Here is a 23,006-nt window from a genome sequence, read left to right as displayed (position 1 = left end):
GCCTGCGGCGCAGACTCTTGATCCGAACCGAACCCCTACGAGGCAGAAATGACTGACATGCACATCAAGGAACAGTGGAAACGGCTCTCTCCGGCCACCCGGCAATGGTTCATCGACAACCCGGGATGCGTGATCGTGCCGCGCACCATCACGACCGCCATCAACACCGAAACCGGCGAAAACACCGACACCGACACCGACACCCACGGAGAGACCTTGCTCTCCGAGGAGGACAGGCTCTTTATCCAGGCGAAATCCCACGATGACGCAACTAGGGGCTTGTGAATTAGTGGAATATCCGACGCTCAGGTTTTGTCGGGTGTCCTAGTTGGGGCCAGAATACTTGCCGAATTCCCATGGTGCTCCGCCGATCGCCCTCCCGTCACGATGTCTGGTCATTTTCAGAAGTCGGCCGCACAGAGTACCAAGGGTTGTCTGCACCATAGGGCTGAGGCCATGGTCATGAATCTCGGCAACTGCCATGAAGGCGGAATGGTGAATGGCTCGACCTGCTCGGACTAGACGATCAGCGCCGTCCGCTCCTCAACACATGCATCAATTCAGATGGTTGCACCCAGCCCCGGCCGATCGGTAGACCGGGGCTTCGGCACGTGCAGCACGCCCGGCAGCATCATGGCTGCGGTGGCGGCCGCGAAGGAGGTATCGGCCGCCAGCTACGAACGCTTCACGATGTGTCGGGTGGCCGGAACTACCTTGATCATCGCCTCTTTGCCTTTACGCCCGGCCGCGCACGAGGTAGGCCTCGATGCGGTCGAAGGCACCGGCCCAGACCTGCTGGGTGAAGAAATCGCGCACCTCAACGGCGGGGAATCCGCTCTGCACGACCGTCATGAGGGTGCCGCCGTCCTGCTCTTCGAAGGTGATCTCGATCTCGGTGGTCATGGTCATTCCGTCCGGACCGCCGCCGGTTGAGGTGGTGACGAGCCGGTGCGGGCGGTCGATCACCCTGAACACCTGCGTCTCGTGGAACAGCTCATCGCGGTTGGGTCCCCAGACGGCCCGCTGTTCACCGCCCGCCCGCAGATCCACCTCAATCTCTATGATGCCTGGTTCGGTGTCGAGGATGCCGAACCAGATCTTCTGCTTCCCGGCGTCGGTGTAGGCGTCGAAAACCTCTTCCGGGGTGGCGGGGAGGAGCCGTGTCATCGTCAGTTCGATGGTGCTGGTTTCTTCGGTCATTTGCCTGTTCCTTTCTTGAGGGTGAAGTAGGCCTCAAGGCCATCGAGTCGACGTTCCCAGAGGCGCTGGTAGAGCGCTATCCATTGCATGGCATCGTCCAATCGTTCGGTGCCCAGACGGCACTGGCGTGATCGGCCGACCTTCTCCGTGGTGACGAGCCCGGCATCCTCCAGCACCTGTACATGTTTCTTGAGGCCGGTCAGTGTCATCCCGAACGGTTCCGCCAGTTCGCCGATCGTTGCCGGGCCGTCGCCGAGCCGGGTCAGGATGCCGCGGCGGGTCGGGTCGGAGAGTGCCGCGAATGTGCGGTCGAGAACCTGTTGATGAACCATATGGTCCACTATAGGTTAGTGAACCATTAAGTTCAATAACGTGCGTGGGGCACATGTGCCACGGCGAGGGGTCAACTCCGCGATCAAGGTGGGCGGGCGTCCACCTGTGGTTCGCCGCGGTGTCCATAGCGGCCTTTGCGGGAAGCGATGGCCGCATGGGATTCCCGCAACCCGGCCTGTGGGGTCCAGCGCCCAGGGCTTAACGTGGGCAGGTTCAAGTGTTGCGATCACCACTTGAACCTGCAGTCGGATATTTCACTTTTTCACAAGCCCCCTTCACGGCATGTGCGGGGGAACTCTGTCTCCCGGGAGGAGTTCAACCGCCTCCACCTGGCGCGCCGCTCTGGCGGCTGCTGGTATGGATCGGGGCGGCCGGCCCGGGATGGGCTTCTCAGCTGTCAGCGCAGGTGTTCACCCTCGCCGCCGGCGTCGGTGTTTTCCTGGCGCAGTTCCTGGTCGAGGGTGTCGTCGCCGGGAACGGGTCCGTGCCCGGCCGCCGCCCCTTGGTGGCTGACGGGGACCGTCCCGGTGACGTTCTCCGTCACCACGTATTTGCGTAGCCGTGCCCGCCCGGTGTCCTGCCCCTCCGGGCCCGCGTTCAGTTTTTTCCCGGCCCGGGCATTATCGGCGGCCTGGCCGGGGACGTCCCGGCCTCCGGCGCCGGGGGCGTCCTCGTACTCGTAGTCGTTTTCGACGGGTCCGTCGATGTCGCCGCGGCTGCCGCCGGCATCGATGGCATCGGTGTAGGTGCGCGTCCCGCCGCCGAGCCGGTAGTGCTCATAGAGCCGGGCTTCTTCGTCCGGCCCGGGGTGCCCGTCGGGATCCACGAGGGGAGCGTCCCTGATCTGGTCCCTGTCGTACTGGACGATGAGGTCCTCGCCCTGGATCCAGGCTCCTTCGAGCGGGACGAAGGACTCACGTAGGCCGAACAGCCCCGTCTTCACGGTGACCCAGCTGGGCTTGTCGGTGTCATCGTCGAGGTAGACCTGGCCGATGCCGCCGATCTTTTCCCCGTCGGGGCTCAGAACGTTGCCGTGGCCTTGGAGCAGGCCGTCAATGTCTTCCTTGGCGATCATGATGACTCCTTGGATTCGGATTCGGATTCGGATTCGGATTCCGGATACTGGATGTGTGGTGGATGGGGGTGCCGGGGCCTGTCCGGTTGCCGGCGCCGGGAGCCGCAGCGGGCCGGGCCGTGGCGCATGTTGCCGGTGGGCGGTGGGCGGGGGAGGAATGTGGTGCGGCGGCGGATTGGCCGGTGCGGGGCCCGCGGTGACGGCTTAAGGCTGGGCGGGGCCGATGTTCACGAGCCAGTTGACGCCGAATTGGTCGGTGCACATGCCGAAGGTGTCGCCCCAGGGCGCGGGTTCCAGGGCCATGGTGACCGCGCCTCCCTGGGTGAGTTTGTCCCAGTAGCGGCGGAGTTCGGCGTCGTCATCGCCGCTGAGGGAGACCGAGTAGTTGCTGCCGGGCCTGTAGTCCATGCTGTTCGGCGTGTCGGATGCCATGAGCACGAGTCCGCTGTCGGTGGTCAGCGTGGAGTGCATGATTTTGTCCTGTTCGGACGGTGCGTCGCTGGCGTTGTACTCAGCGAAGGTGCTCCGGTTCAGCTCGCCGCCGAACACTGTCTGGTAAAAGTCCATCGCTTGCCGGGCCGTGTCGCGGAATCCAAGGTAGGGGTTGAGGCGGGTGGTCATGGGTGAGGCTCCTCGTTCGTCGGGTCTACGCTGTGATTATTGATCAGAGGCGGCAGGCAGGGGAAGACCCGGGGCCTCCACCCCCTGTTCAAGGCACGGGCCGCGGCGGCGGTTTCACCGGGCAGCCTGCCGGCTGTCGACCGACGGAGGCCGTTGCGGCGGGGTCAGCGGCCGGCGTTGTAGTGCGCGGTGACTTGGCCGGGTGTCAGGGCGGTGGTGTAGGCGGCGGCGAAGCGCAGGGATCCCTTGTAGGAGAAGTTGGCGGGTTGGGTTGCCCCCCAGCCTGCCAGGTTGTCGTAGCCGATGCGCCAGTACCCGGCGTAGTTTTGGCCGGTCGTGGTGGCCGTGTCGGTGGCGACTTTCTGTGCGTCGATGTACAGGTTCATGCCGGCGCCGGAGAGGGTGGCGACGGCGTGGTGCCATGTTCCGTCGGTGTAGCTGAGGGGGCTGGTGATGGTTTTGACCTGGTTGGGGTAGACGCCGAAAACGACCTGGCCGGTGTCGGTGAGGTACAGGTGGCGGTCGTAGGTGGTGGAGGCGCCGGTTTGGGCGTTTCCGAACCCGATCAGTTTCCCCCCGCCGGTGGAGGTTTTGAACCACACCTCGATGCTGAAGGTGTTCCCGGATGCCCGTTGGGTCGGGGTGGAGACGTAGCTGGTGGAGCCGTTGAGCGTGTAGGCGCCGCCGGCGTCCCGGGGGCAGGCAGATTTCGTGGCGGTGTCGCCGGTCATCGGGCCCCGGTAGGTGCCTGGGGTGTTGTTGTTCGAATAGTCGCCGGCGAAGGCGGAGCCTGTCGCTTCGTTGAGGCGGTAGGCGAACAGGGCGCCGGCGATGTCTGCCCGCACCGCCTCGGTGCACAGAAAGTAGGCTGCTGTTCCTGCCGTGTTCGTCGGGTTGGTGAGCCGTGCCGAGTATCCCGAGGTGGTGGAGGGCGTGAACAGGGCCAGCAGACACAGTGCGGCAAGCACGGTTGCGGTGACAAGACTATGGGGCCCGGGCGGCCGGCGCCGCCCAGCATCCGCGGGCGGGCGGAACGTCATGCCCGGTCGCTCCGGTCTTTGACCAGTGCCGGAAGGCTGCAGGCCAGGGACCACAGGAGCGGGAGCGCGCAGACCAGCATCAGCAGGATCCACCCGGTGGCCGGCAGGTCCAGGGCCGAGGCCATCTGGTAGTGGTCCGTCCGGTCCAGGGAGGGAAGCGGGACCTGTCCGACGCTGCCGGCTGTCAGATGTGCCGGTTCTCCGCCGTCGGCATGGACACTGATGGGGAGCATGCCGGTGGAGACGACCGTCGCCTGGGGCGTTCCCTCCGCCATCCCTGCGGTGAGGACGCTGATCCCGATGAAGGGGCGCAGGATGATGGTGGCCACGGAAATGACGAGCGGCACCCCGACCACCCTCAGCGGCAGCCGCCAGGGGCCTGGGGTAAACCGTCCGGTCAGGATCCATAGCCCGGCGATGCCGGGGATGAGAATGGGCAGTGCCCGGATGAGCCATCCGAGGCCGGGTACGGTGATGGATTTTCCCACCAGGTCGCCGCCGGTCAGGGTCCAGGGGTCATCCGCGCCGTTGAGGTCCCCGCGGGTGAGGATTCCTCCCGCCGCGGTGATGGCCCGCACGCGGTGGGTGTAGGTCTGATCCGGCGCGGTCGGGGGATGGAAGGTGATGATGTCCCCGGCGCGGATGTCCTCTGCGGGCTCCGGGAAGGTGAGGACGAGCGTGCCCACCGGGGCCGCTTCTGCCATGGACGGGGTGCTGATCACGAACCAGCGTCCGCCGGCCAGTGAGAACAGGAGCGCCCCGGTCAGCAGGACACCCAGGATCGTGGCCAGTACAACGACGGCACCCCGGCGCCAGGCTCCCCTGCGGCGCCGGGGCGCGGGCGTCCGGGTGGTGTCCGGAGCGGGCCGGGTGTCCAGGATTGTCATGTGTCACCTTCGCTGGAGAGGGGCTGCCCGGTGCGGCGGTGTGCCGCGCCGGGCAGTGCGGGTCAGGGTCTAGCTGGCGAAGGTCCAGGTCAGGGGCAGTGACGCGGCCAGGCCCTGGTAGGTGTTGCCTGCGGAAGTGTCCAGGGTCACGGCAATGCTGAAGGGGACGCTGGCGCCCGCCGCGGGGGCTGCGGGCATGGTGATCGCGGCGGCCGGTGCGCCGGCCAGGCTGGCCGCGGTGCCGGTGAAGACGGTGGTGGCGCCGGAGGTGATGACGACGTTCAGTTTCGCGCACAGGTCCGTGGCGGTGCCGTTCTGGGCGCCGTTCAGGGACTGGGTGCAGCTCGTTCCCGGGGTCAGCGTGAACGTGCGTGCCGCGACGGAACCGGCGTTCTTGATCGTGATGGCCGTTGTCACCGCAGGACCGCCGGGGACCATGACGGTGCTGCCGCCGAATTTATTGATCGTCGAGCACGTCGCAGAGTTTGTCGAGACGCTGCCGCCGTCGGTGCTCAGGCACGTCACCGGCGCCGTACCCGTGCTCTGCTCCTGCATGACCAGCGAGCCGGACGCGGCCGTGTTCGCACTGTTGGTGATGCTGGCAACAAAACCGGACAGGGTTCCGGTCAGGGACAGGGACAGCAGCACCGTACCGACCAGCCCGGCCAGCAGGACGATCGGGGCAAAATGGCGGCGCTTCGGCGCGGCAGCAGAATCAGACATGGTGAAGACCTTTCACGACAACGGACAGGCCGCGGCTGCGGGCCGGCTTCCGGCCGTGGCAGCACACGGGAGAGTAGCGGGCAGAAGACACAGCTGACCGTCACGCGGCCCCGCGGCTCGTCGACCAACACACACACGGCCGGTTCTGAGGGAGGTCGCTGCTGCTTCATGCTGCCCGGAGTGAACACTAGCAGGGATTGCTTGATTGCCGAGATACATCGTTGCCAAGCCGTGTCATCCTTCGCCGGCCCCCTGGGGACTGCCCGGCCAGTGGCCGTTCCGCCAAAGTAGAATGATTACTTGCCACTCGGCTCATCTTTGCAGGAGCACCACATCATGATCGACCCCGCCGCGCGCACCCCGCAACAGCCGGCCCGGCCGGCAGTCCGCCCCGCCCGGGGCGGGGCGGAGGACACGGCGGCTGCGGATGTGCGGGCGATCGTCAAGGCGATGCGGCACCTGGACATCGGCAACGGGCGGCTGCGGGCCCGCCTGGCCAAGGAGTTGGGGCTGAGCGTGGCAGAGCTCAACGCGTTGGCGTTTGTCCGCGACAGCGGTGACCTTACGCCCAAACATCTTTCCCTGGATCTGAACATCACCACCGGATCCGTCACCTCGATGATTGACAGGCTCGAACGGGCAGGCTTCCTGCGTCGAGGACCCAACCCGGCAGACCGCCGAAGCCTGCTGCTGCAGCTCACACCGGCAGGCACGCATGCCATGGACTGGGTCTACGATCACTTCCACCGCGCGGTCTCTGGCACCATCCTCGGTGAGGCCGCACCGTCTGTTCCTGGACTGGCTGAATTCCTCGAATGCACCGCCACGGCACTGGAGGACCTCTCAGCGCCCGGAGCCGGCCAGGAGCAGGACGGACCGATATCCGGCTGAAGCATCTCGTCCCGGAGCGCTTGTTGCCGCGCCGGATGATGGATTTTTCGGTGGCGCGGCGCCAGGGCCACGTGGTCTGGTCAGAGGCAACCGGCCGGGGGAGGTTGCCATGATGAATTTCCGGTGCAGAGGCATCAAAGGCCGGCCGGACCCGAAGAGGCTCTGAAGCACGCGGACCTCGGAATCCACCGGGAGCCTATCCCCCGGCGCCCCCTGTCCATTCCTCGGGCGGATTGCCGTTGTCGGGATCCCAGGCCCGCGGACCAGGGGCGGAGCGGTCACGGATTGTTTCTTCGCGGCGCTGCGCCGGTGCCCTCCTTCTCCGCGGTGAAGGTCCCGGGACTTCGGGCGGTACCCGGGGGGTGCCGGCTTTCGACGGAAGCCTTTGGGCCACTGGTGCGGTTCATCCGCTCGGCTTAGCCTGAAAGTGTAGGGACCCGGGGAGAGGGGGCAGGCATGTTCACACACCGTCAGCTGGTCCGCCCGTTACGGCGGGCAGTCCGGATGCGCCTGCGGCGGCGGGGACGCCGGGGGCAGGATCCGGTGGAGGACCTGCACGTATGCTGCCGCGCTTCCACGGCCGTGGAGAAGGCCCTTGGTGAGGCGATCCAGGGGGCTGTTGCCGCCGGGATCCCGTGGCGGGAGATCGGCCGGGTTCTCGGGGTGGCGGAGGCTGCCGGGTCCAGGCAGGAGGTCATCGATGCTCTGGCAGCGAGCAGACGCGAGTTGTGGCTCCGGTTCCGGGGAGCGGGCGGGCCGGATGCGTAAGGATGGTTCCCCGGACGGCAGTGAAAACCTGTGACCGGGCAACGGGACGGCCGGTCCGGTCCGCGCCGGCAGGGCTGGTTCTGGATCGCGGCTGTGCTCCTTCCGCCGGCGTGCCTGGCCGGAGGCTTCGCCGTGCTGCTGTCCGGGCCGAATGTCGTCTCGGCGATTCTGGCCGGCTTTCTGTTTCTCGCCGCGGCGGCCTCGCTGGCGTATTTCGCTTACCGGCGCCGGGGCAACGGCGGGTCCTGAACGCCGCCCCGTGCCGGCGGGGTCAGCCGGCTTTCCGGGCGACCGGATATCGCCTGCGAATGCATGTGATCAACATCACAGCCATTCGGGCGTGCGGCAGGGCCGGGGCGGAGCGTCCAAGGGGTGACGGCATCACCGGGATGACCGCCGATTCGGATCCAGGAGTGAGTGTTTTGATCAACGAGCCCAATGAACTGCAGCACACCGAGACTGTTGATTCGTTCGCAGAGTCCTCCGGCCCGCCGTCCGCGGACCCCGCTGCATCCCCGGCTGTGTCGTCCGTTAAGCCGCCGGCTGCCGCCCGCCGGACCGGCGGGCGGGAAGGGAAGGGCCAGACGACCATCGCAGATGCCGTCGTGGCCAAGGTCGCCGGCATTGCCACCCGGGACATCCCGGGCGTCTACGCGCTCGGCGGCGGTGCCGCCCGCGCCATGGGCGCGCTGCGCGGGGCCGTGGGCCAGACTGATCTGTCCCAGGGCATCAGTGTGGAGGTCGGAAAAACCCAGGCCGCCGTCGACGTGTCCCTGGTTGTCGAGTATCCGCACCCTCTGCAGGACGTGGCCGGGGACGTCCGTGACGCCATCTACCGTGCCGTGGAGGACATCGTGGGGCTGGAAGTGACCGAAGTCAATATCGACATCACCGACGTCCACGTCCCCTCCGATGACGAGGGTGCCGAGGTCGAGCACAAGGAACCGAGGGTCCTATGAGTCCGACCGTCGCCGGCACGGCCGTCGGCGCGACCCTGGCGGTCAGCGCCCTGGTATTCGGCTTCTGGGGAATGCTTCTGGTGGCAGTCTTCATGGCCATCGGCGCCGTCCTGGGCCGGTCCGCCGAGGGCCGGCTCGATCTCCGCGGCGCCTTCGACGCACTGCGCGGCAAGCGATCGTCACCATGACCTCCGCCCGCGTGAGTTCCGAGCATCTGAACTCTGTCCGTCCCGACGCGGTGCGGATCGGGCACCGCACAGGACCGCAGGCCGGACACACCAGGATCGCCCCCAACGCCCTGACACACACGATCGGGGCCGTGACCGCCGAAGCCTTCACGGTCCCGGCGGGCGAGGTGAAGGTCAGCCTCCGGGACGACGCGGGCCGGCTGGCCATCAGCGTGCGGGTACCCGTCACCGTCCTGCCCCTGGCCGAGGCTGCCCGCCACCCCGAACAGGTCAGCGCCGGAGGCGGAACACTGTATGAGCGGGCCGGCGCCGCCAGGGCCACGATCGCCGAACGGCTGCACCGGCTCACCGGAGCGGACATCGGAGGCATCGACATCCGCCTGACCGCCGCGCACCACCCCGCACAGGAGCGGGTCCGATGAAAGAGCCCGCCAGCAGGGGCAGGCTGGCCCGCCGGGAAACCCACTCCTCCCGGGCCGCGGCCTCCGTCGTCACGGGCATCGTGCTCGTTCTTATCCTCGCCTGGGCCGGTACCGAGGCTGTCCTGTCCATGGCCCGTGCACGCCCGCTGCTGGCTTCTCCGCCGGCGGCCCTCGGCTGGCTCGCCGGGCTGCCGGCAGCGACCCTGCCTGCGGGAATGATCGCCGGCGGCGCCGCACTGGCCCTGGCCGGGCTGGTGTTGGTGCTGCTGGCGTTGCTTCCCGGCACCAGGGGCCGCCACACCCTACGCGGCGGACCCGGCGCCGTCGTTGTCGATGACGACGTGGTTGCCGCCGCCATCGCCCGTACGGCCCGCCATGCCGCACGGCTCGTTCCCGAACAGGTCACGGCCCGGGTCAGCAGGCGCCGCCTCGAGGTGCTGATCCACCCGACCTCGGGTGTCCCGGTGGACGGGGACGCCGTGCGCACCGCCGTGGAGAGCGAACTTGACCGTTATGCGCTGGTCCCGGCACCGAAACTGACGATCACCATCAGCAGGCAGGGAGCGGTGGGGGTATGAGAGGCACTCTGCGCGGCCTCAACCGCGTCCTTTTGGGCCTGCTCGGGCTGGTCCTGATAGCGGCCGGCACCCTCACCGCCGCGGCAGGCCACAGCCCGCAGGCCGCCGCCGTCTGGACCGCCCGGGCCAGCAACGCCCGGGTCTGGATCCGCAGCCGGCTGGCGGCGGCACCGGCCGGGAACCTGGGCGTGAGCTGGTGGACCCTCGCGGCACTGGCCGTGCTGGTCATCGCGATCATCCTGGTGCTGGGCTGGGTCCTTTCCCAAGGCGGCGGTCGTACCAGCCATATCGGCGTGCCCGAAGCCGCAGACCACGGAGCCGGCCCGGTCACGGGGACCACCACGGTGGACACCTCCCTGGCCGCCGCGGCCATCAGGGACGCCCTCGGGCACGATGACCGGATCCGATCCGTCGGCGTCACCAGCTGGAACATCAAAGGCACCGGCGGGCTGAAGATCGCCATCCAGGCAGCCAAAGGCTCGTCCCCGCGGGACATCACCGACACCGCCGAGGAAGCCATCCAGGGCCTTGAACAGGTACTGGGCCGGAGCATCCCGGTCCTGATCAGGATCAGTACCGGGCTGCGGAACCGCTTCGCCGGCACGCAGCGGGTCCAATGAACCGTTCGTCCGGTGGACCGGCCAGCAGCCCGCCGCCCCCGCCGTCAACCCGGAGCAGGCGCCGCCGCCACGGCTGGCACCCACGACCGTGTCCCGGGCGGCACGCCTATTCTGGGGAGCAGCAGCGGAAGGGAAGCGACGCCGATGACAGGACCCGGAATGACGCCGCGACGGCTGGCAGCAGCTTCGGATGCGCTGCTGGCCGAACGTGCCGGCGACGGCGACACGGCAGCCTTCGAGGCACTGGCCCGGCGCCACGGCCCGCTCATGCGGGCCTACGCCCGCCGGCTGACCGGGTCCCTTGCCGATGCAGACGATGTCGTCCAGGAAGCGCTGATGCACTGCTGGTCGCAGCTGCCCGCGCTGCGGGATCCCGCGGCGGTCAGAGGATGGATGATGCGGATCACCGCCCGCTGCGCCATCAACGTCCTGCGCCGGCGGACATACGACACCGCACTCGACGAGGAAACCCGGGCCGCCGCCGACCCGGCGCCCGGGCCGGAATCGGCGGCCGTCACCGTCTCGTCCATGACCGCCCTGGCCACGGCCCTGGGCAGGCTGCCCGAGGTGCAGCGCCAATGCTGGGTACTGCGGAAGATGGGCGGACAGTCCTGCGAGGAAATCTCCAGGACCCTGGGGATCAGCACCGAAAGCGTCCGCGGCCGGCTGGCCCGGGCACGGACAACCCTGATCAAGGAAATGGAGGCCTGGCGTTGACACCCGAGAACATCGGACCCGACTGCGGCCGGACCCTGGAAGAACTCAGCGACTACCTGCACACCGGCTCCTCCCCGGACGCACCACACCTGCGCAGCTGCCCGCAGTGCCAGGCGGGGCTGGCGGCGCTGCGCCGCCTCGATGACCTGACCGCCGACCTCATCGCCCTGGACATCCGGCAGGCCGGCAGCGGCGACGAGCCATGGCTGCAGACCATCCTGGAGAACCTCCGCCTCGAAACCAGGGCCGGCCGGGCCATCCCCCTCGCCGGCGCGCACCCGGACGATGACCTCTCAGAAACCGAAGGCGCCGTCATCGCCCTCATCCGCACCGTCGGAGACACCCTCCCCGGCGCCACCATCGGCAAATGCCGGCTGCACGGGGACCTGAGCACCGCCGGAGCCCCGATAACCGTCCACATCAACGTCACCGCGTTCTGGGGACACCCCGTACCGGCGCTGGCCAACACGCTCAGGAGCACACTCTCCGGAGCCCTGGCCCTGCACACCGAACTGAACATCACCGCCATCGACATCACCGTCACCGACCTCGTCGAAGACACCGCCGGCGCCACCCCGGAAAGGATCGGAACATGACCACAGCCGACCTGCTCCGCGACCTGCTGCTGGGCATCGACGGAGTCCTCGCGGTCTACCCCGCAGATCCTGCCTGGCGCCTCGCCGCCAGGCAGGCCCGAACCCGCCTGACCGGCGGGGACCCACCCGCGGACACTCCGCCCGTCGAGGTCCGGACCGAGGACGGGAACACGACCGTACGGGTCCGGCTCGGCGTCGCCCTGGACACCCCCGCCCCGGACATCGCACGCAAGGCAGCCCGCACCCTCCGGACGGCGCTGCAGACCGGGCATCCGCACACCGCAACCCGCATCACCGTGCAGATCTGCTCCATCACACACGACCGGCCCGCACACACCAGAACCCGGGCCCGGCCCGGCGCCCGGCCGATGAATCCTCCGCCAAGGCGGTAATTCTCCGGAGCCCCAGCCCGATCTTCAGGCCGTGCCATGGCGCCGGTCCATCCGCGCATCGCTTTTCCTGCTGCGGACTGCTGCATGTTGCTGGACGGAACAGCAATACTGGAAACGACATGACCACACAAACCCCGACAAGGAAAGGACGCTGAACCCGATGCTCCCGATGAACGAACGTCCCGGCGCGGTCATCCGCGACGAATCCGGCTCCATCGTTCAACCGGAACGGTGGAACGAGGAACAGCGCCGCCAGGCGCGCGAATCCATCACCGATCAGTTCCGCCGCGGCGCCCAACGCCAGACACTGCCCGAACTCCGAGATGAAAATCGCCGCCCGCTGGACGTACGTCGAATCCTGGGAGGAAGAGCAGGCCGTACGGGAATGGATCCTGCACCAGATCGACGGCCTCATCGACCACAACAACAACACCGGGCCGGCCAGCCAAAACCCCACCGGGTCGGGAACACCGCAGTTCCTGGACCCCATTGCCGCCCGCCACATGCAGGCAGGCACCACATAGATTCCGGGTGTGTCTGTCAGCGGGCCGCTACGTATTTTTCCAGCACGTTGCCGGGATGCTGCCACGGTCGCTGACGGGAAGTCCCTGTTCTTTGGCCCAGGCACGGACCTGGGTGGATTTTTCCTCCCCTTCCCTGATCCACCGGACGGACCTTGCCCCGGGACTTTATTGTCCTGCGGGCAGCTTCCACATAACGGCGCAAAGCAACGCGCAATTGCGTGGTGTGAGCCTCATTGAGGTCGATCCCGTAGGTGCTGCCGTCCATGGCGAACGTCACTGTTTCAACTGCCGAAGACCTATCGGCGACGGATTCAGGCGCCGGGGTTACCGCCGTTGGATCCCCGGAATGGCGGGACGCCCGCCCGCTACCCTCTTTGCCTGCGTCGGGCGTCGGGCGGTGCCAGTTGCTGATGGACGGTCGTACGGGCTAATGCCTCTTCGGATTTTCGTCGGAAAGCTTCCGCATCTCGCGTTCCGCGGCGAGGATCCTCAGGACGAAAATGACACACTGGTCATCGGTGAGCAAGGCACCGCTGGCGGTTGCGCTGCCCCGCTCCGCGTCGTGCACCGTCGAAAGCGCTGCCCGCAGATCAAGCTGCAGGGAATAGATCCCCGGCGGAAGATCCCCCTGCGACATCTCAGCGCCGAAACGGCTGAAAGCGTACGCATCCGCCAGACGCTGCTGGATCCGTTCCGTGCCCGTGGCCAGGGTCTGGACCATGTGCTCCAGGATGACGTGCACGTCAGGCAAGGCAGGTTTTTCCACGCTCATGCCGTTACTGTAGCCGGAGCAGGCACTCCGCACAGCGGCCCTGCACACCCCCCCGGCAGCCACCGGACCACGTCCGCTGCTCAACGTCCGGACACTTCCAGCGTAGTTTTGGCCTGCCTGATCAGCACGCTAAGCCACCGCCATTTGAACGAAGAGCGTTCCTGATCCGTCAGCCGGTGTTACATCCGGGCCGCAGAGCGGTGTGTCGCCGTCGCGTTCCGGGAGAGGATGAGCCCGAGCGCGATCATTCCGATACCCAAGAGCAGATGCAGCCAGTTTTTCGGCGTTGTGCAGCGTCACAAAGATCGCCGGGGAAACGCCTCCGCCGAAGATGAGCCCGTAGATCCACAGGACGAGATAGCCAGCGCCGTGGGCGGCGACCGAAGTCCTCGACGAGGTGGACAGGCTCAACATCTGACTGGCCGGCACCCTGCGGCGCCCGACATGTAATAGGAAGCTTGGTGAAAGTCGGATGCCTTATGTTCCTCGTAGTTTCTGCATTCGAAGATCACCTGCATGGGCACGTGGCCCGGCCGTGACACATGCGGAGAGGGTCCAGTTCCAGAGCATTGCAGCCTCCTATTGGTGCAGATCAATTTGTCGCAGGTGAAAAGCCTCCGCCGACTTCCCGGCTCGTCCGGGCGGTGCCGACAGCTAGCCTGAATGCGCCCGTAGCCATCTGGTGGGCTCCTCTTCGCGGGCGGAGTGATCCAGTCCCGCTCCCCGTCAGGGCTGGTGAAGTGGGGGACGTAGTGCCGGCGGCGGCTGGGGGAGAGCCCGGTCTCAGAAAGCTCTCACGCCGCCGGCACAGTCTGGCCCGGGGCCGATGAGGCCCGGGAAAGATTCAGCGCCCGGATATAGTTCATTTCCTGTTGCTGACACTTACGGTAGTTCGCCCGATCGGGGCGTACACCAGTAGCCGGTACTCGTTTTCCTGGCCGGCTGAGTACTTGGCCTACAGGCCGTACGCGACCGTCCGGGCTGAGGACGCTGCGCCACGGTGGGATGGGGAAACTGTTCAAGGGCACCTATGCGCCTTCGACGCTGGCTCGACACGCGCCACCGGATACCCGGGCTGCTCACGATCCTTCGGTGAACGCAGACCGGAAGTACGCTTACTATTCCATCGCGGGAATGCTACCGTGAAGTTCCACCCGCAGGCGGATCCTGGAGACGACGATGAGCGTGAATGAGGCAGGGAAAGAGCCCCGCGACGACGATTCCACCAGTGACCGGAAGCTGACAGGCCCTGCTGGCCTCGGCCGGGATGGCACCATTCCCGGCTCACCGGATGGTGTGGGGCTCGGTGCGGGCACGGAGCCGAACACCTTCGAGCCGGAAGAGGATCCGGACGCAACCGCCGAAGCGGCCGAAGACATCGAAGATACCCGCTGAGGAGACCTCCGATGCCTCCGGGCCGTGACCCGGTCGACCGCTGGGCTGACCGTCCGGCTAAGGCAGTGGCCGCCGGTTCCGGCAGAAAGAGCCGACTCCGATGCAGGAGCATGCCTCCAGGATGACGATCGGTCCCATCAGTGCGGCGCCGACGCAGTCGTCCCTGCTCCGGGGGTGGGCGACAGCGACAGGATGATCCCAGTGATCCCCACGCTCACACTGTCGAAGGCAGCGTGAAGGCTCCCGGGAAAGGGGGCAGGCTCAACCCTCTCCGTTGATACATCTTTCCGTTGTGATCCCATGCCGATAGGCCGCCGGGGCCTGGGACCCCGGAGTGCATCAGCGTGACATGCTGGTGCCAGCCGGGTATGCAAAACGCCCGGCAGCACTCAGGTGGAGTGGACGAATGGCCCCGGTATCTGCCGGGGCCATTTACATGCGCTGCTCCAACCGTGTTTTCCGTGGCTGCTACTGGCGAGTACAGCGTCAGTCGGAACGTGGGCGCAGTAGTGCCCGCACCGACACGACCAGCAGTCTGACGGCCCCGGCCAGGGCCAGCAGGGCTGTGAATGCGGCGACCTGGCCGAGGAACATCAGCAGGGCCACCACGAGGGTGCCCGTGTACGTCAGGCTAAAGGCAAGAGTGGACGGGTCAGGCATCAGTCCTCACCACTGAACCCATCATGCGCTGGCGCAGTGACAGGCGACGGCAGCGGGCACAGTTCCCTGAGCTGTACAGGCCGGAGGGGTTTGGTCAGGTAGGCGGTAGCACCGGTGGCCATGCCGTCGAGTTCGTCACCGGCACTGGCCCGTCCGGTGATCATGATGATCGGCGCATTTGAATATTCCCTGAGGCTGCGGGCAAGGTCGTGGCCGCTTATGTCCGGTAAGCCGAGATCCAACGTCATCAGGGTCGGATCCAGTGCCTTGGCCGCGCGAATCCCTGCCGCCCCGGTGGCTGCGGCCCGTACTTCAAAGCCCATGCCGGAGAGGATCAGTACGAGCAGTTCCCGGATGTCGAGGTCATCTTCGATGACAAGGCAAATCCCGTGTGAATTCATGTGGTCCCCCCGGCCAATTCCTCACCATTCTATGGGCCTTCTCTCCCTGTCCTACGCACCAGGAAGAATGACAACCTGCCCGGCGGCGGCGGCGGCGGAGGGGGAGCGGGGCGGCAGGTGCCGGTACAGCGTCGTGCGTTTCAGTCCGGTCTTAGCGGTTATCTCCCGGGCGGAGGAGCCGCTGGCCCGGAGCAGTGCAGCGTGTTCGAGCTTGTCAGCATCGACCACGGACGGGCGCCCGGTCCGCCGGCCGTTGGCCGTGGCCACCGCCCGCGCGTGAGCCGCCCGTTCGGCCGCGTACCGTTACACCACGCTTAGTGGACGTAACCACACGACGCGCCGCTTTGGGCATTGATTGAGCAGGGTGTCTCACGGACGGTCGTTCACGGGCGATCGCTCCCAAGTCGGACTACCGGGCCGTGCGACGAGTGAAGATCAGATGGAGAACTCCGTGCGGAGATGGGGTCGCTTCGATTTCAAAGCGTTTTTCGAGTCCTTCGGGTCCATCCCAGAGCCGTTCGCGCCGGCCCAGGACGATCGGCACGAGGACGATGTGCATGTGGTCGATCAGGCGATGCCACGTTTTAGCACTTGTTCCATAATCCATCTCCCGGCCCCGCCGTCCCCGAAGCGGGCCCGGGACATCGATAGGAGGTAACAGCGAGGAGCAACATTCTCCGCCGCGCGGGGGTGGACGTTCCCGAACCCGTCCGACGGTTCCTCGAAGGAGACCGGGAGTCCTGGCTCCGAGTCGAAGAGTACCGCGACGCCGACTCCCTGGTCGTGAAAGCCCAGGTGCCAGGCATAGACCCGGACAAGGACGCGGACATCACCTTGACTGGAAACGAACTCCAGATCACCGTCCGGCATGAGGAAAAAACCGAGCACAAGGACAAAGAAGGATACCGCTCCGAATTCCGGCACGGCACGTTCTCCCGGACCGTGAGCCTGCCGGCGGCAGTTGACCCGGGCGACGTGACGGCCTCATACACCGATGGCATCCTGGAAATCCGCGTACCGGTACCGGAACAAGGACCCCGGGAGGGCCGGAAGGTCCTCGTCACGCGCGTCTAGATACCGTCGCCATCGGGCACCTTCACCTGGCCCGGCGGCGGTACCGCCTGGGCGTAACCACCGGTCGGGTTGCGTGTCGTGTCCGGCACAGTTTCGGCCTCCGGCGGTTTCCGCGGGGAAACCGCAGGGTGCTGATGTGCGGCAGTGGCCCGGGAGTTTAGAGGCTGCGGCCGCGCGCCCCCGCCCGGACCGGGTCCTGAAACGATGCCGCACAGGGGACTCTTCTCCCCCCCCCGGTGTCACGCCCCGACAGGAGCGGGCCGAGTGCGGGGACCGTATTGTTGGTCGACCTTTGTGCGTTCTGCCCTCCCTGGGCGGGGCAGCCTCCGACGGCGGCTGTTCAGCGCCGGGTCCGGGCGGCCGCCAGTTCACCTTCCAGGCGCCGGTTGACCGCTTCCAGCTGAAGGACGACACGGATGCCGGCGAGGTTGAGTCCGTCCTGAAGCAGTGCGCTGATCCGGCGCAGGGTGTCCAGATCCTGTTCACTGTAGCGGCGTGTTCCCCCGGTTGTCCGCCCGGGTTCCAGCAGGCCTTTGCGCTCATACAGCCGGAGGTTCTGCTGACCTGTCCCCACCAGCTCCGCGGCCACCGAGATGGCATACACCGCCGTCCTTCTCCCGGTGTTCGGCTCCATCAGATCCTCCTCAAAACCTGAAAAAACCCCTTGCTCCAGTTTCACAGCAGTGCTATAAAAAATCTATACCAGCCACAACAGATAGGCGGCTGGGGGTAAGTGATAAGGAACAATCTGTAAGGAGTGAGGAGACCATGCTGATGCGTACCGACCCGTTCCGCGAGCTCGACAGGCTCGCCCAGCAGGTCCTCGGCACCACAGCCCGGCCGGCGGCCATGGCCATGGACGCCTGGCAGGAGGGGGAAGAATTCGTCGTCGCGTTCGACCTGCCCGGCGTTGCCGTCGATTCGGTGGACATCGACATTGAACGCAACGTCCTGACGGTGAAGGCCGAGCGCAAGGACCCGGCGGGTGAAAATACGGAGTTGATCGCCGCGGAACGGCCCCGCGGTGTCTTCAGCCGCCAGCTCATTTTGGGAGACGCCCTCGATGTCGACGCGGTGAAGGCCAGCTACGACGCCGGGGTGCTGACGCTGCGGATCCCCGTGGCCGAGAAGGCCAAACCGCGCCGCATCGAAATCGCATCGGAGAAAAACCAGCGACAGGAAATCCACGCCTGATCCCCCGGGGTCAGGCCCGCAGAACCGGGAGCATTGGACCGGCCGCCGTAAGAGTAAAAGGGCGATGCACAGAGTAGCCACGCCACCGCGCCAGTTGCGCACCGAAAAAAGCGGCCCCCGACGATGCCTCCCGCACCGATGGTCCCCGGCCCTCGTTGGCCGGGGACCATCCCCACCACCCCGCGCCCCGCAACGAGCCCCCGGAATGCGCACGGGACCAGAACAGACGATGGAAGCCGGAAGCCGGAACCATGCGAGAACACCGCCGTGATCCCTACGACGTTCTCCACCTCAAACCCTCCGCGACGGACCGGGAGGTCACCCACGCCTACCGCTCACTGCTGCGCACCCGCCACCCCGATACCCGCCCACCCGAAACCGCACCCGCAGACCGTGGGGCCGCCGGCAACGCGGCCGCAGACAGTGGGGCCGCCGCCGAGGAGCTGCACGAGATCATGGATGCCTACGCCCTCCTGGGCGATCCGGCAAGGCCGACCGCCTACGACCGGGAACACCAGCGGCAGGCGCGGTCCCGGGTCCCCGAACCGGCCCCGCCACAGACACGGAAGCGGCGACCGGCTTCCTCGGCCCCGCTCCTGTTCATCGGCCCGGTCCGGTGGGAAAGCCCCGAGCCCCCGGACTCCGGCCAGCAGGCCACCGGCGCCCCGGAACCATTGCACCAGGAACGCCGCCTCGCACCACGCATTGAACGTTCCGGCCCGGGCCGCTACCGGATCATCTGGCAGATCCTGCCATGACCGGACCCGGACCAGGTCACCGACGCCCTGCTGCCGCGCTGTTCAGAAAACACGCCATCCGGAAAGGAAACCGCCATGAGCGCCTGGCACCCGTACGACAACAACATCTTGCCGGCGTTTTACGAACGATTTGAACAACGCTGGGGCAAAGGAACAGCGCCGTTCCTGGACCCCGAGACGCTCGAACAGCCCCTGCCCCGGGCCCAATGGATCAACCCCGATACCGGCGCAGCCGTCGCCGTGGTCCCCATCTGGGACGAGGACCCCCGGCACCGCACCTTCGGCGTGTTCTACCTCCCCCCGGTCGGGGGCATCTGGGTACTGCACCCCGGATACACCGCCTACACCGAACCCGCCAAGGCCATCACCGAAGAACAGATCACCCTCCGCAACGACGCCTTCCGCAAAGCCGTCGACCACGCCAAGGAATTCATCTACGGCACACGGCCCTAACCGGCCCCCGCATCCCGATCCCGCCCCCAGGACGCCTGCCGGGAACGACCCGTGTCCGCCAGGCAGGGCAATAGACCCCATTGGAAGGAAAACTGAGAATGCCAGTTCAGTACATGGAGGAGGGCTTCGGCCAGCACGTGAACCACGGCTTCGACACAGCATCAACCCGGCTGGAACGCAACGGTCTGCACCTGGACCCCGGCGGCGACACAGAGCAGCACTCCCGCGAGCTGGTCCGGCACACCCTGACCCTTGAACCGGAACGGGTGCCCGCTGTCACCGCCGAACTTTTCGCCGAGGCCATCGTCCTGGCCGACGCCGTCCGCGAAGCCCAGGGCAGGGGACCGGTCACCTCATACCGCGCCCGCGACTTCTGGGAAATCCTCAAGGAACTCATCGGCAGCGTCCTTGACCAATAACGAAACATCCCGCCCCGGCAGAGAACGCACCACTGCGGCCGGAGCCCGGCCACCCAAAGAGAAACTCCCGCCGTCCCCGCCCACACCGGACGGACCCGCCACGGCCATGGCGGCCTTGTTCTAATAGTCGGATTCTTCCCGGGCGTCGGGGTAATCGTCTTCGCCGTCGGCGAAGGATCCGGTCGCCTGCTCGATCAGGTCCGCACCTGCCCCGGCGTCGATTCCGTCGTACCCGGCACTGACGGGCTGCACGGCCGTGCGCTGCTCCAGGAAATCCGCTTCCGGGACATCATCGGGCCGCCGGCCCGCGTCGGGAAGCTCCTCGGTGTTCTCCGGCAGCACCGGCGTCCGCTGCTCAAGAGCATCATCCTCCGGCACCTCCGGGCCAGTTTCCTGCGGCTGGATGTTCATCATCTGCCTCCTTAGCCCATGCTCGGCCACTGCCCCGTTACCTTTTTCGTAGCCGACCAGCGGCGCCTTCCCCGCCCGGCCTGGACCAGGCGGCTCCGCTGGGCATGCCCTGAGGGCCGTGACCACTGTGCACTGCTTTTTCGTGAATATCCTCTTGCAACAGTTTTACACCGGTGCTATCAAAAATCTATAGCCGCTGATGCATATCAAGTCAGCCGGAAGAGCAGCGGACTACGGCCGCCTAAGCGGACGCCGGGGCCCGGTGTGGACTCCTTGCTCGCCTGCCCACAAAGGATCCACCGGACGTCCAGGCTTCCGGCGGTGACTGTTTTGCTCAGCCGCGCGGGAGAACGATTTCGGTTGGATCCCCGGGCACATATTCACGAGAAAGGAGCTCGCCGCGACTATGGCAACGCTCCCCGAGGGCTTCTAAAATTTATTTCAGAGGAAAGCCCCGGGATTGCCCAAGGATGCGAGGAAGGTGACATGAAGTGATGGAGGACGGCACGCCCGTGGCCAACAGATCGAGGAGAGCATCATGGCACCGACAAATCCGTCCGATGCCGAGGATCCCGCAGAGGGCACGGCCCCCGGCACGGCCCGCGCCTTCGGCAGCGAACCCCCTCAAGGAACCTGCACAGCCCGCGTCTGACGAGACCCCCGACGACCCGGCAGCCGCCCCTGAAGGCGTCGGTGAGAGCACCACCCGTCGCGGCGAGGACGTGGTCAAGCAGGAAGGACAGAAGCAAGGACGGGAAGGAACCGGGACGGATGCGACGCCGGCCGGCCGGCGGGTGAATCCTCGCCCCGCGACTCAACCGGGGTGAAGCCTCCGGAGGACCCGGACAGCGCCGCGCCGCAGCCGCAGTAGCGTCGCCGGCCTAGTGTTCCAGCGCTATCGCCGCACCGCGGTGTTCGACGCCGTTGTTGGCTATGCGCAGATGGCGCGCCGTGAAGTGTTTCAGCCGTTGCAGCTGAAGCGGGGAGAGCCGGTCGCACACCCAGTCCCAGTGCAGCGACACCACATCGTCGACCGCCAGGCCAGCCACAAAACCCGTTCCGTTCACGGCGTACTTGGCTGTTTCCACCATTGGTTCGCCCACGGCCAGAGCCGCGCCGTCCCACACCAGCTGCCGGGACCGCACCACCGCCTCGTCTCCGGAAATCGCCAACACCGTGCCCCACCGAATCCTGCAGCGGTCCAGGACGCTCAGGGCCGTGGCGTGGCGGCGGTCGTCGTGGAGCAGGCCAAGCCAGGGGTAGATCTCCAAAACATGGAAGCTGTGATGCGGAACCCCGCCGGCCAGGACGCCCTCGGCCAGATGCGGGAACTGGCGTCCGGTGCGGGCCCGGAAGCGGTCCTCCATGGAATTGCCGATGTTCGTGATCCCCACCGAGTCCAGAAGGCTGTTGCCCACCCAGTACGCCTCCACCACGCGGGCGTCGAGCGGGTCGGCTATGCCGTTGGATCCTGCGATCAGCTCCAGGTATGGCCACGCGCCGGCGAAGCCCTTTGCCAGTTCGCGGAGGCCTTGGTCCGTCACGCCGGACTGGCCGTAGTGCAGCAGGGCATCGCTGTCCGGGGGCCCGCAACTGCCCCGGGAATTGGGCGGGTAGGCGTAACGGATAAACAGCTGGGCACCGTCGACAACCATCATTTTGGCCACCTTCTCCAAAAGGTTCTTTGAACCTAACACCGGCACCGTCCGCCGACAAGGGCCTGGAACACGGCTGCCGTTGACAGCCGTGACCTTCGGGCGGATCCTGTGAAGAACCTACGCACAGGGGGTCTATCATGCGAGTTGACGATCTCAACCGTCGCACCGTGCTCCAGGTTTTCGTGGCCGGCGGCTCCGCAGCATTCCTCGCCGGATGCGGTGCGGCAGGCGGGCAGCCTGCAGCGTCCACCAGTGGTTCCGCAACGGCCTCCACAGATTCCAAAAGCATCAGCATCACGGACCAGCGGGGCAAGACGGTCACCTTCACCAAACCGGTCACCAGGGTGGTGACCATTCCCATGCCTGCCGCCTCGCTTCTGGTCGCCATCGACGGCGGTGCCGACCATCTGAGCGCCATGCACAACGCATCGTGGGTTGCGATGCGTGACGGCGTCATGGGAACGATGTTCCCCCGCGCGCTGGAACTGCCGCACGACGTCGCGACTCAGGATTTCACCCCCAATGTGGAGAGTGTGCGGGCACTGAACCCCGACGTCGTGATCCAGTGGTCGGACGCCCAGCTGGTCGCCCCCCTGGAAAATGCCGGACTGACGGTGCTCGGCCTGAAATACAACGGCAGGCAGGAGGATGTGGACGCCTGGGCCGCCATGTTCGCCGCCATGCTGGGAAAGCCGGAGCGGGCCACGGAGCTCAAAGCACACAGCGACAAAGAGCTCGCGGAAATCAAATCCCTGGCCGCGGGCCGCGCCTCCGCGGGACCCAGCATTCTATATTTAAATAGGTTTACCGGCGGGCTGAAAGCCGCCGCGGCCGACACCTACAACGACTTTTATATCAAGTTGGTGGGCGGCACTAATCCCGCCACCGGCAAGGACCCGCTGCCGGGCGTCGGCATGGTTGGCCTGGACGTGGAGCAGGTCCTGAAGTGGGACCCCGAAGTCATCCTGCTGGGTAACTTCGATGCGGCGATGCCGCAGGACATCTACTCAGACCCGGTCTGGCAGAGCATCTCGGCCGTGCGCTCACGGCGCGTCTACCGGGTGCCGCTCGGGGGATACCGCTGGGATCCTCCGAGTCAGGAGTCGCCGCTCATGTGGCACTGGCTTTCCGACATCGCGTTCCCCGCTGCCCGGTCGGAACTGCGGGGCAAGGTCACCGAATACTGAGCTGCCGCGGAGTTCTCGGACAGTGGGCCCTCTTAAAATGGGGGTCTACTGAAAGTAGAGATCAGCATGACTGCAGCACGCCGGCGTTTC

Annotated in this window: 35 protein-coding genes; 20 read left to right on the top strand and 15 right to left on the bottom strand. The window is 66.6% G+C overall.

The window, feature by feature from the left end:
• The first annotated feature begins 48 nt into the window (after window positions 1-48).
• Window positions 49-285, top strand: coding sequence for a hypothetical protein (locus ABIB26_RS16840; RefSeq protein WP_354245579.1), 237 nt, complete (start codon window positions 49-51; stop codon window positions 283-285).
• Window positions 286-735: 450 nt separating this feature from the next.
• On the opposite strand, the gene ABIB26_RS16835 is transcribed toward ABIB26_RS16840, so the two are convergent.
• The 7 genes from ABIB26_RS16835 to ABIB26_RS16805 all read right to left on the bottom strand — a co-directional run bounded on the left by ABIB26_RS16835 (window position 736) and on the right by ABIB26_RS16805 (window position 5,879).
• A complete protein-coding gene (locus ABIB26_RS16835; protein WP_354245577.1) occupies window positions 736-1,200 on the bottom strand; it encodes an SRPBCC family protein in 465 nt (154 codons plus the stop codon).
• A complete protein-coding gene (locus ABIB26_RS16830) occupies window positions 1,197-1,532 on the bottom strand; it encodes an ArsR/SmtB family transcription factor (protein WP_354245574.1) in 336 nt (111 codons plus the stop codon). Before ABIB26_RS16830 ends, ABIB26_RS16835 begins: the two co-directional genes overlap by 4 nt.
• 398 nt (window positions 1,533-1,930) lie before the next feature.
• Complete coding sequence (locus ABIB26_RS16825; protein ID WP_354245572.1) at window positions 1,931-2,608, bottom strand: DUF2382 domain-containing protein; 678 nt, start codon at window positions 2,606-2,608, stop codon at window positions 1,931-1,933.
• A gap of 204 nt (window positions 2,609-2,812) precedes the next feature.
• Window positions 2,813-3,229 (bottom strand): VOC family protein, encoded by a 417-nt coding sequence (locus ABIB26_RS16820; RefSeq protein ID WP_354245570.1) that lies wholly within the window; start codon window positions 3,227-3,229, stop codon window positions 2,813-2,815.
• A 164-nt stretch (window positions 3,230-3,393) separates the two neighbouring features.
• Window positions 3,394-4,197, bottom strand: coding sequence for a LamG domain-containing protein (locus ABIB26_RS16815; RefSeq protein WP_354245568.1), 804 nt, complete (start codon window positions 4,195-4,197; stop codon window positions 3,394-3,396).
• 68 nt (window positions 4,198-4,265) lie between these two features.
• A complete protein-coding gene (locus ABIB26_RS16810; protein WP_354245566.1) occupies window positions 4,266-5,156 on the bottom strand; it encodes a S26 family signal peptidase in 891 nt (296 codons plus the stop codon).
• 69 nt (window positions 5,157-5,225) lie between these two features.
• Window positions 5,226-5,879 carry a hypothetical protein gene (locus ABIB26_RS16805; RefSeq protein WP_354245564.1) on the bottom strand — a complete coding sequence of 218 codons (654 nt, stop codon included), beginning with the start codon at window positions 5,877-5,879 and terminating at the stop codon, window positions 5,226-5,228.
• A gap of 300 nt (window positions 5,880-6,179) precedes the next feature.
• Here ABIB26_RS16805 and ABIB26_RS16800 point away from each other — a divergent pair, with 300 nt between their 5' ends.
• From ABIB26_RS16800 to ABIB26_RS16745, 12 genes are all read left to right on the top strand, one after another.
• Window positions 6,180-6,770 (top strand): MarR family winged helix-turn-helix transcriptional regulator, encoded by a 591-nt coding sequence (locus ABIB26_RS16800; protein WP_354245562.1) that lies wholly within the window; start codon window positions 6,180-6,182, stop codon window positions 6,768-6,770.
• 456 nt (window positions 6,771-7,226) lie between these two features.
• A complete protein-coding gene (locus ABIB26_RS16795) occupies window positions 7,227-7,538 on the top strand; it encodes a hypothetical protein (RefSeq protein WP_354245560.1) in 312 nt (103 codons plus the stop codon).
• 30 nt (window positions 7,539-7,568) lie between these two features.
• Complete coding sequence (locus tag ABIB26_RS16790; RefSeq protein ID WP_354245559.1) at window positions 7,569-7,787, top strand: hypothetical protein; 219 nt, start codon at window positions 7,569-7,571, stop codon at window positions 7,785-7,787.
• Window positions 7,788-8,059: 272 nt separating this feature from the next.
• On the top strand, window positions 8,060-8,497 hold the full coding sequence (locus ABIB26_RS16785; RefSeq protein ID WP_354245755.1) for an Asp23/Gls24 family envelope stress response protein: 438 nt from the start codon (window positions 8,060-8,062) through the stop codon (window positions 8,495-8,497).
• Entirely contained in the window at window positions 8,494-8,685 is a 192-nt protein-coding gene (locus tag ABIB26_RS16780) for a DUF2273 domain-containing protein (RefSeq protein WP_354245557.1), read from the top strand. The genes ABIB26_RS16785 and ABIB26_RS16780 overlap by 4 nt, the downstream gene beginning before the upstream one ends.
• On the top strand, window positions 8,682-9,107 hold the full coding sequence (locus ABIB26_RS16775) for a hypothetical protein (RefSeq protein ID WP_354245555.1): 426 nt from the start codon (window positions 8,682-8,684) through the stop codon (window positions 9,105-9,107). Before ABIB26_RS16780 ends, ABIB26_RS16775 begins: the two co-directional genes overlap by 4 nt.
• On the top strand, window positions 9,104-9,685 hold the full coding sequence (locus tag ABIB26_RS16770) for a DUF6286 domain-containing protein (protein WP_354245553.1): 582 nt from the start codon (window positions 9,104-9,106) through the stop codon (window positions 9,683-9,685). The genes ABIB26_RS16775 and ABIB26_RS16770 overlap by 4 nt, the downstream gene beginning before the upstream one ends.
• Window positions 9,682-10,305, top strand: a complete 624-nt coding sequence (locus ABIB26_RS16765) for a hypothetical protein (RefSeq protein ID WP_354245550.1) — start codon at window positions 9,682-9,684, stop codon at window positions 10,303-10,305. The genes ABIB26_RS16770 and ABIB26_RS16765 overlap by 4 nt, the downstream gene beginning before the upstream one ends.
• A gap of 159 nt (window positions 10,306-10,464) precedes the next feature.
• A complete protein-coding gene (locus ABIB26_RS16760; RefSeq protein WP_354245547.1) occupies window positions 10,465-11,022 on the top strand; it encodes an RNA polymerase sigma factor in 558 nt (185 codons plus the stop codon).
• A complete protein-coding gene (locus ABIB26_RS16755) occupies window positions 11,019-11,618 on the top strand; it encodes an Asp23/Gls24 family envelope stress response protein (RefSeq protein ID WP_354245545.1) in 600 nt (199 codons plus the stop codon). The genes ABIB26_RS16760 and ABIB26_RS16755 overlap by 4 nt, the downstream gene beginning before the upstream one ends.
• Entirely contained in the window at window positions 11,615-12,010 is a 396-nt protein-coding gene (locus ABIB26_RS16750; RefSeq protein ID WP_354245543.1) for a hypothetical protein, read from the top strand. The genes ABIB26_RS16755 and ABIB26_RS16750 overlap by 4 nt, the downstream gene beginning before the upstream one ends.
• A 323-nt stretch (window positions 12,011-12,333) precedes the next feature.
• Window positions 12,334-12,534 (top strand): hypothetical protein, encoded by a 201-nt coding sequence (locus ABIB26_RS16745; protein WP_354245540.1) that lies wholly within the window; start codon window positions 12,334-12,336, stop codon window positions 12,532-12,534.
• Between the two features lie 27 nt (window positions 12,535-12,561).
• Here the strand turns inward: ABIB26_RS16745 and ABIB26_RS23770 are convergent, their stop codons facing one another.
• Together ABIB26_RS23770 and ABIB26_RS16735 are read right to left on the bottom strand one after the other, a co-directional pair.
• The gene (locus ABIB26_RS23770; protein WP_502913697.1) at window positions 12,562-12,672 is read right to left on the bottom strand and encodes an Lsr2 family DNA-binding protein; all 111 of its coding nucleotides are present in this window, start codon (window positions 12,670-12,672) and stop codon (window positions 12,562-12,564) included.
• Window positions 12,673-12,961: 289 nt separating this feature from the next.
• Entirely contained in the window at window positions 12,962-13,306 is a 345-nt protein-coding gene (locus ABIB26_RS16735) for a hypothetical protein (RefSeq protein ID WP_354245535.1), read from the bottom strand.
• 1,179 nt (window positions 13,307-14,485) lie between these two features.
• Between ABIB26_RS16735 and ABIB26_RS16730 the strand changes: the two genes are divergently transcribed.
• Entirely contained in the window at window positions 14,486-14,701 is a 216-nt protein-coding gene (locus ABIB26_RS16730) for a hypothetical protein (protein WP_354245532.1), read from the top strand.
• A 486-nt stretch (window positions 14,702-15,187) separates the two neighbouring features.
• Here the strand turns inward: ABIB26_RS16730 and ABIB26_RS16725 are convergent, their stop codons facing one another.
• The 3 genes from ABIB26_RS16725 to ABIB26_RS16715 are packed head-to-tail and all read right to left on the bottom strand — an operon-like array spanning window position 15,188 to window position 16,029.
• A complete protein-coding gene (locus ABIB26_RS16725; RefSeq protein WP_354245530.1) occupies window positions 15,188-15,361 on the bottom strand; it encodes a hypothetical protein in 174 nt (57 codons plus the stop codon).
• Entirely contained in the window at window positions 15,361-15,762 is a 402-nt protein-coding gene (locus ABIB26_RS16720; RefSeq protein ID WP_354245527.1) for a response regulator transcription factor, read from the bottom strand. Before ABIB26_RS16720 ends, ABIB26_RS16725 begins: the two co-directional genes overlap by 1 nt.
• A gap of 51 nt (window positions 15,763-15,813) precedes the next feature.
• Window positions 15,814-16,029 (bottom strand): helix-turn-helix domain-containing protein, encoded by a 216-nt coding sequence (locus ABIB26_RS16715; protein WP_354245524.1) that lies wholly within the window; start codon window positions 16,027-16,029, stop codon window positions 15,814-15,816.
• A 423-nt stretch (window positions 16,030-16,452) separates the two neighbouring features.
• Between ABIB26_RS16715 and ABIB26_RS16710 the strand changes: the two genes are divergently transcribed.
• Window positions 16,453-16,836 carry an Hsp20/alpha crystallin family protein gene (locus ABIB26_RS16710; RefSeq protein ID WP_354245521.1) on the top strand — a complete coding sequence of 128 codons (384 nt, stop codon included), beginning with the start codon at window positions 16,453-16,455 and terminating at the stop codon, window positions 16,834-16,836.
• 340 nt (window positions 16,837-17,176) lie between these two features.
• Here the strand turns inward: ABIB26_RS16710 and ABIB26_RS16705 are convergent, their stop codons facing one another.
• Complete coding sequence (locus tag ABIB26_RS16705) at window positions 17,177-17,470, bottom strand: MerR family transcriptional regulator (protein ID WP_354245519.1); 294 nt, start codon at window positions 17,468-17,470, stop codon at window positions 17,177-17,179.
• A gap of 134 nt (window positions 17,471-17,604) precedes the next feature.
• Here ABIB26_RS16705 and ABIB26_RS16700 point away from each other — a divergent pair, with 134 nt between their 5' ends.
• From ABIB26_RS16700 to ABIB26_RS16685, 4 genes are all read left to right on the top strand, one after another.
• Window positions 17,605-18,030, top strand: coding sequence for an Hsp20/alpha crystallin family protein (locus tag ABIB26_RS16700; protein ID WP_354245518.1), 426 nt, complete (start codon window positions 17,605-17,607; stop codon window positions 18,028-18,030).
• Window positions 18,031-18,281: 251 nt separating this feature from the next.
• Window positions 18,282-18,788 carry a J domain-containing protein gene (locus tag ABIB26_RS16695; protein WP_354245516.1) on the top strand — a complete coding sequence of 169 codons (507 nt, stop codon included), beginning with the start codon at window positions 18,282-18,284 and terminating at the stop codon, window positions 18,786-18,788.
• A 75-nt stretch (window positions 18,789-18,863) separates the two neighbouring features.
• Complete coding sequence (locus ABIB26_RS16690) at window positions 18,864-19,241, top strand: hypothetical protein (RefSeq protein WP_354245513.1); 378 nt, start codon at window positions 18,864-18,866, stop codon at window positions 19,239-19,241.
• A gap of 98 nt (window positions 19,242-19,339) precedes the next feature.
• A complete protein-coding gene (locus ABIB26_RS16685; RefSeq protein WP_354245510.1) occupies window positions 19,340-19,660 on the top strand; it encodes a hypothetical protein in 321 nt (106 codons plus the stop codon).
• 120 nt (window positions 19,661-19,780) lie between these two features.
• Here the strand turns inward: ABIB26_RS16685 and ABIB26_RS16680 are convergent, their stop codons facing one another.
• Both ABIB26_RS16680 and ABIB26_RS16675 read right to left on the bottom strand, forming a co-directional pair.
• Entirely contained in the window at window positions 19,781-20,074 is a 294-nt protein-coding gene (locus ABIB26_RS16680) for a hypothetical protein (RefSeq protein ID WP_354245507.1), read from the bottom strand.
• 878 nt (window positions 20,075-20,952) lie between these two features.
• On the bottom strand, window positions 20,953-21,729 hold the full coding sequence (locus tag ABIB26_RS16675; protein ID WP_354245505.1) for a DUF6390 family protein: 777 nt from the start codon (window positions 21,727-21,729) through the stop codon (window positions 20,953-20,955).
• A 137-nt stretch (window positions 21,730-21,866) separates the two neighbouring features.
• On the opposite strand from ABIB26_RS16675, the gene ABIB26_RS16670 reads away from it, so the two are divergent.
• Window positions 21,867-22,916, top strand: coding sequence for an ABC transporter substrate-binding protein (locus tag ABIB26_RS16670; RefSeq protein ID WP_354245502.1), 1,050 nt, complete (start codon window positions 21,867-21,869; stop codon window positions 22,914-22,916).
• The last annotated feature ends 90 nt before the right edge of the window (window positions 22,917-23,006 follow it).

The organism is Arthrobacter sp. UYEF20 (genome assembly GCF_040546335.1).
GTDB lineage: Bacteria > Actinomycetota > Actinomycetes > Actinomycetales > Micrococcaceae > Arthrobacter.
The sequence above is the reverse complement of the archived record's forward strand: the minus strand, read 5'-3'. Positions and strand labels throughout refer to the sequence as shown.

Excerpts from the sequence above, each read along its gene's own strand:
- ABIB26_RS16695 (WP_354245516.1), top strand. The coding sequence starts at position 18,282 with ATGCGAGAACACCGCCGTGATCCCTACGACGTTCTCCACCTCAAACCC.
- ABIB26_RS16805 (WP_354245564.1), bottom strand. The coding sequence starts at position 5,879 with ATGTCTGATTCTGCTGCCGCGCCGAAGCGCCGCCATTTTGCCCCGATC.
- ABIB26_RS16720 (WP_354245527.1), bottom strand. The coding sequence starts at position 15,762 with ATGAATTCACACGGGATTTGCCTTGTCATCGAAGATGACCTCGACATC.
- ABIB26_RS16725 (WP_354245530.1), bottom strand. The coding sequence starts at position 15,361 with ATGCCTGACCCGTCCACTCTTGCCTTTAGCCTGACGTACACGGGCACC.
- ABIB26_RS16735 (WP_354245535.1), bottom strand. The coding sequence starts at position 13,306 with ATGAGCGTGGAAAAACCTGCCTTGCCTGACGTGCACGTCATCCTGGAG.
- ABIB26_RS16830 (WP_354245574.1), bottom strand. The coding sequence starts at position 1,532 with ATGGTTCATCAACAGGTTCTCGACCGCACATTCGCGGCACTCTCCGAC.
- ABIB26_RS16730 (WP_354245532.1), top strand. The coding sequence starts at position 14,486 with ATGAGCGTGAATGAGGCAGGGAAAGAGCCCCGCGACGACGATTCCACC.
- ABIB26_RS16780 (WP_354245557.1), top strand. The coding sequence starts at position 8,494 with ATGAGTCCGACCGTCGCCGGCACGGCCGTCGGCGCGACCCTGGCGGTC.
- ABIB26_RS16795 (WP_354245560.1), top strand. The coding sequence starts at position 7,227 with ATGTTCACACACCGTCAGCTGGTCCGCCCGTTACGGCGGGCAGTCCGG.
- ABIB26_RS16745 (WP_354245540.1), top strand. The coding sequence starts at position 12,334 with ATGAAAATCGCCGCCCGCTGGACGTACGTCGAATCCTGGGAGGAAGAG.
- ABIB26_RS16770 (WP_354245553.1), top strand. The coding sequence starts at position 9,104 with ATGAAAGAGCCCGCCAGCAGGGGCAGGCTGGCCCGCCGGGAAACCCAC.
- ABIB26_RS16840 (WP_354245579.1), top strand. The coding sequence starts at position 49 with ATGACTGACATGCACATCAAGGAACAGTGGAAACGGCTCTCTCCGGCC.
- ABIB26_RS16670 (WP_354245502.1), top strand. The coding sequence starts at position 21,867 with ATGCGAGTTGACGATCTCAACCGTCGCACCGTGCTCCAGGTTTTCGTG.
- ABIB26_RS16775 (WP_354245555.1), top strand. The coding sequence starts at position 8,682 with ATGACCTCCGCCCGCGTGAGTTCCGAGCATCTGAACTCTGTCCGTCCC.
- ABIB26_RS16675 (WP_354245505.1), bottom strand. The coding sequence starts at position 21,729 with ATGATGGTTGTCGACGGTGCCCAGCTGTTTATCCGTTACGCCTACCCG.
- ABIB26_RS16825 (WP_354245572.1), bottom strand. The coding sequence starts at position 2,608 with ATGATCGCCAAGGAAGACATTGACGGCCTGCTCCAAGGCCACGGCAAC.
- ABIB26_RS16835 (WP_354245577.1), bottom strand. The coding sequence starts at position 1,200 with ATGACCGAAGAAACCAGCACCATCGAACTGACGATGACACGGCTCCTC.
- ABIB26_RS16760 (WP_354245547.1), top strand. The coding sequence starts at position 10,465 with ATGACGCCGCGACGGCTGGCAGCAGCTTCGGATGCGCTGCTGGCCGAA.
- ABIB26_RS16705 (WP_354245519.1), bottom strand. The coding sequence starts at position 17,470 with ATGGAGCCGAACACCGGGAGAAGGACGGCGGTGTATGCCATCTCGGTG.
- ABIB26_RS16820 (WP_354245570.1), bottom strand. The coding sequence starts at position 3,229 with ATGACCACCCGCCTCAACCCCTACCTTGGATTCCGCGACACGGCCCGG.
- ABIB26_RS16750 (WP_354245543.1), top strand. The coding sequence starts at position 11,615 with ATGACCACAGCCGACCTGCTCCGCGACCTGCTGCTGGGCATCGACGGA.
- ABIB26_RS16690 (WP_354245513.1), top strand. The coding sequence starts at position 18,864 with ATGAGCGCCTGGCACCCGTACGACAACAACATCTTGCCGGCGTTTTAC.
- ABIB26_RS16810 (WP_354245566.1), bottom strand. The coding sequence starts at position 5,156 with ATGACAATCCTGGACACCCGGCCCGCTCCGGACACCACCCGGACGCCC.
- ABIB26_RS16765 (WP_354245550.1), top strand. The coding sequence starts at position 9,682 with ATGAGAGGCACTCTGCGCGGCCTCAACCGCGTCCTTTTGGGCCTGCTC.
- ABIB26_RS16700 (WP_354245518.1), top strand. The coding sequence starts at position 17,605 with ATGCTGATGCGTACCGACCCGTTCCGCGAGCTCGACAGGCTCGCCCAG.
- ABIB26_RS16680 (WP_354245507.1), bottom strand. The coding sequence starts at position 20,074 with ATGATGAACATCCAGCCGCAGGAAACTGGCCCGGAGGTGCCGGAGGAT.
- ABIB26_RS16685 (WP_354245510.1), top strand. The coding sequence starts at position 19,340 with ATGCCAGTTCAGTACATGGAGGAGGGCTTCGGCCAGCACGTGAACCAC.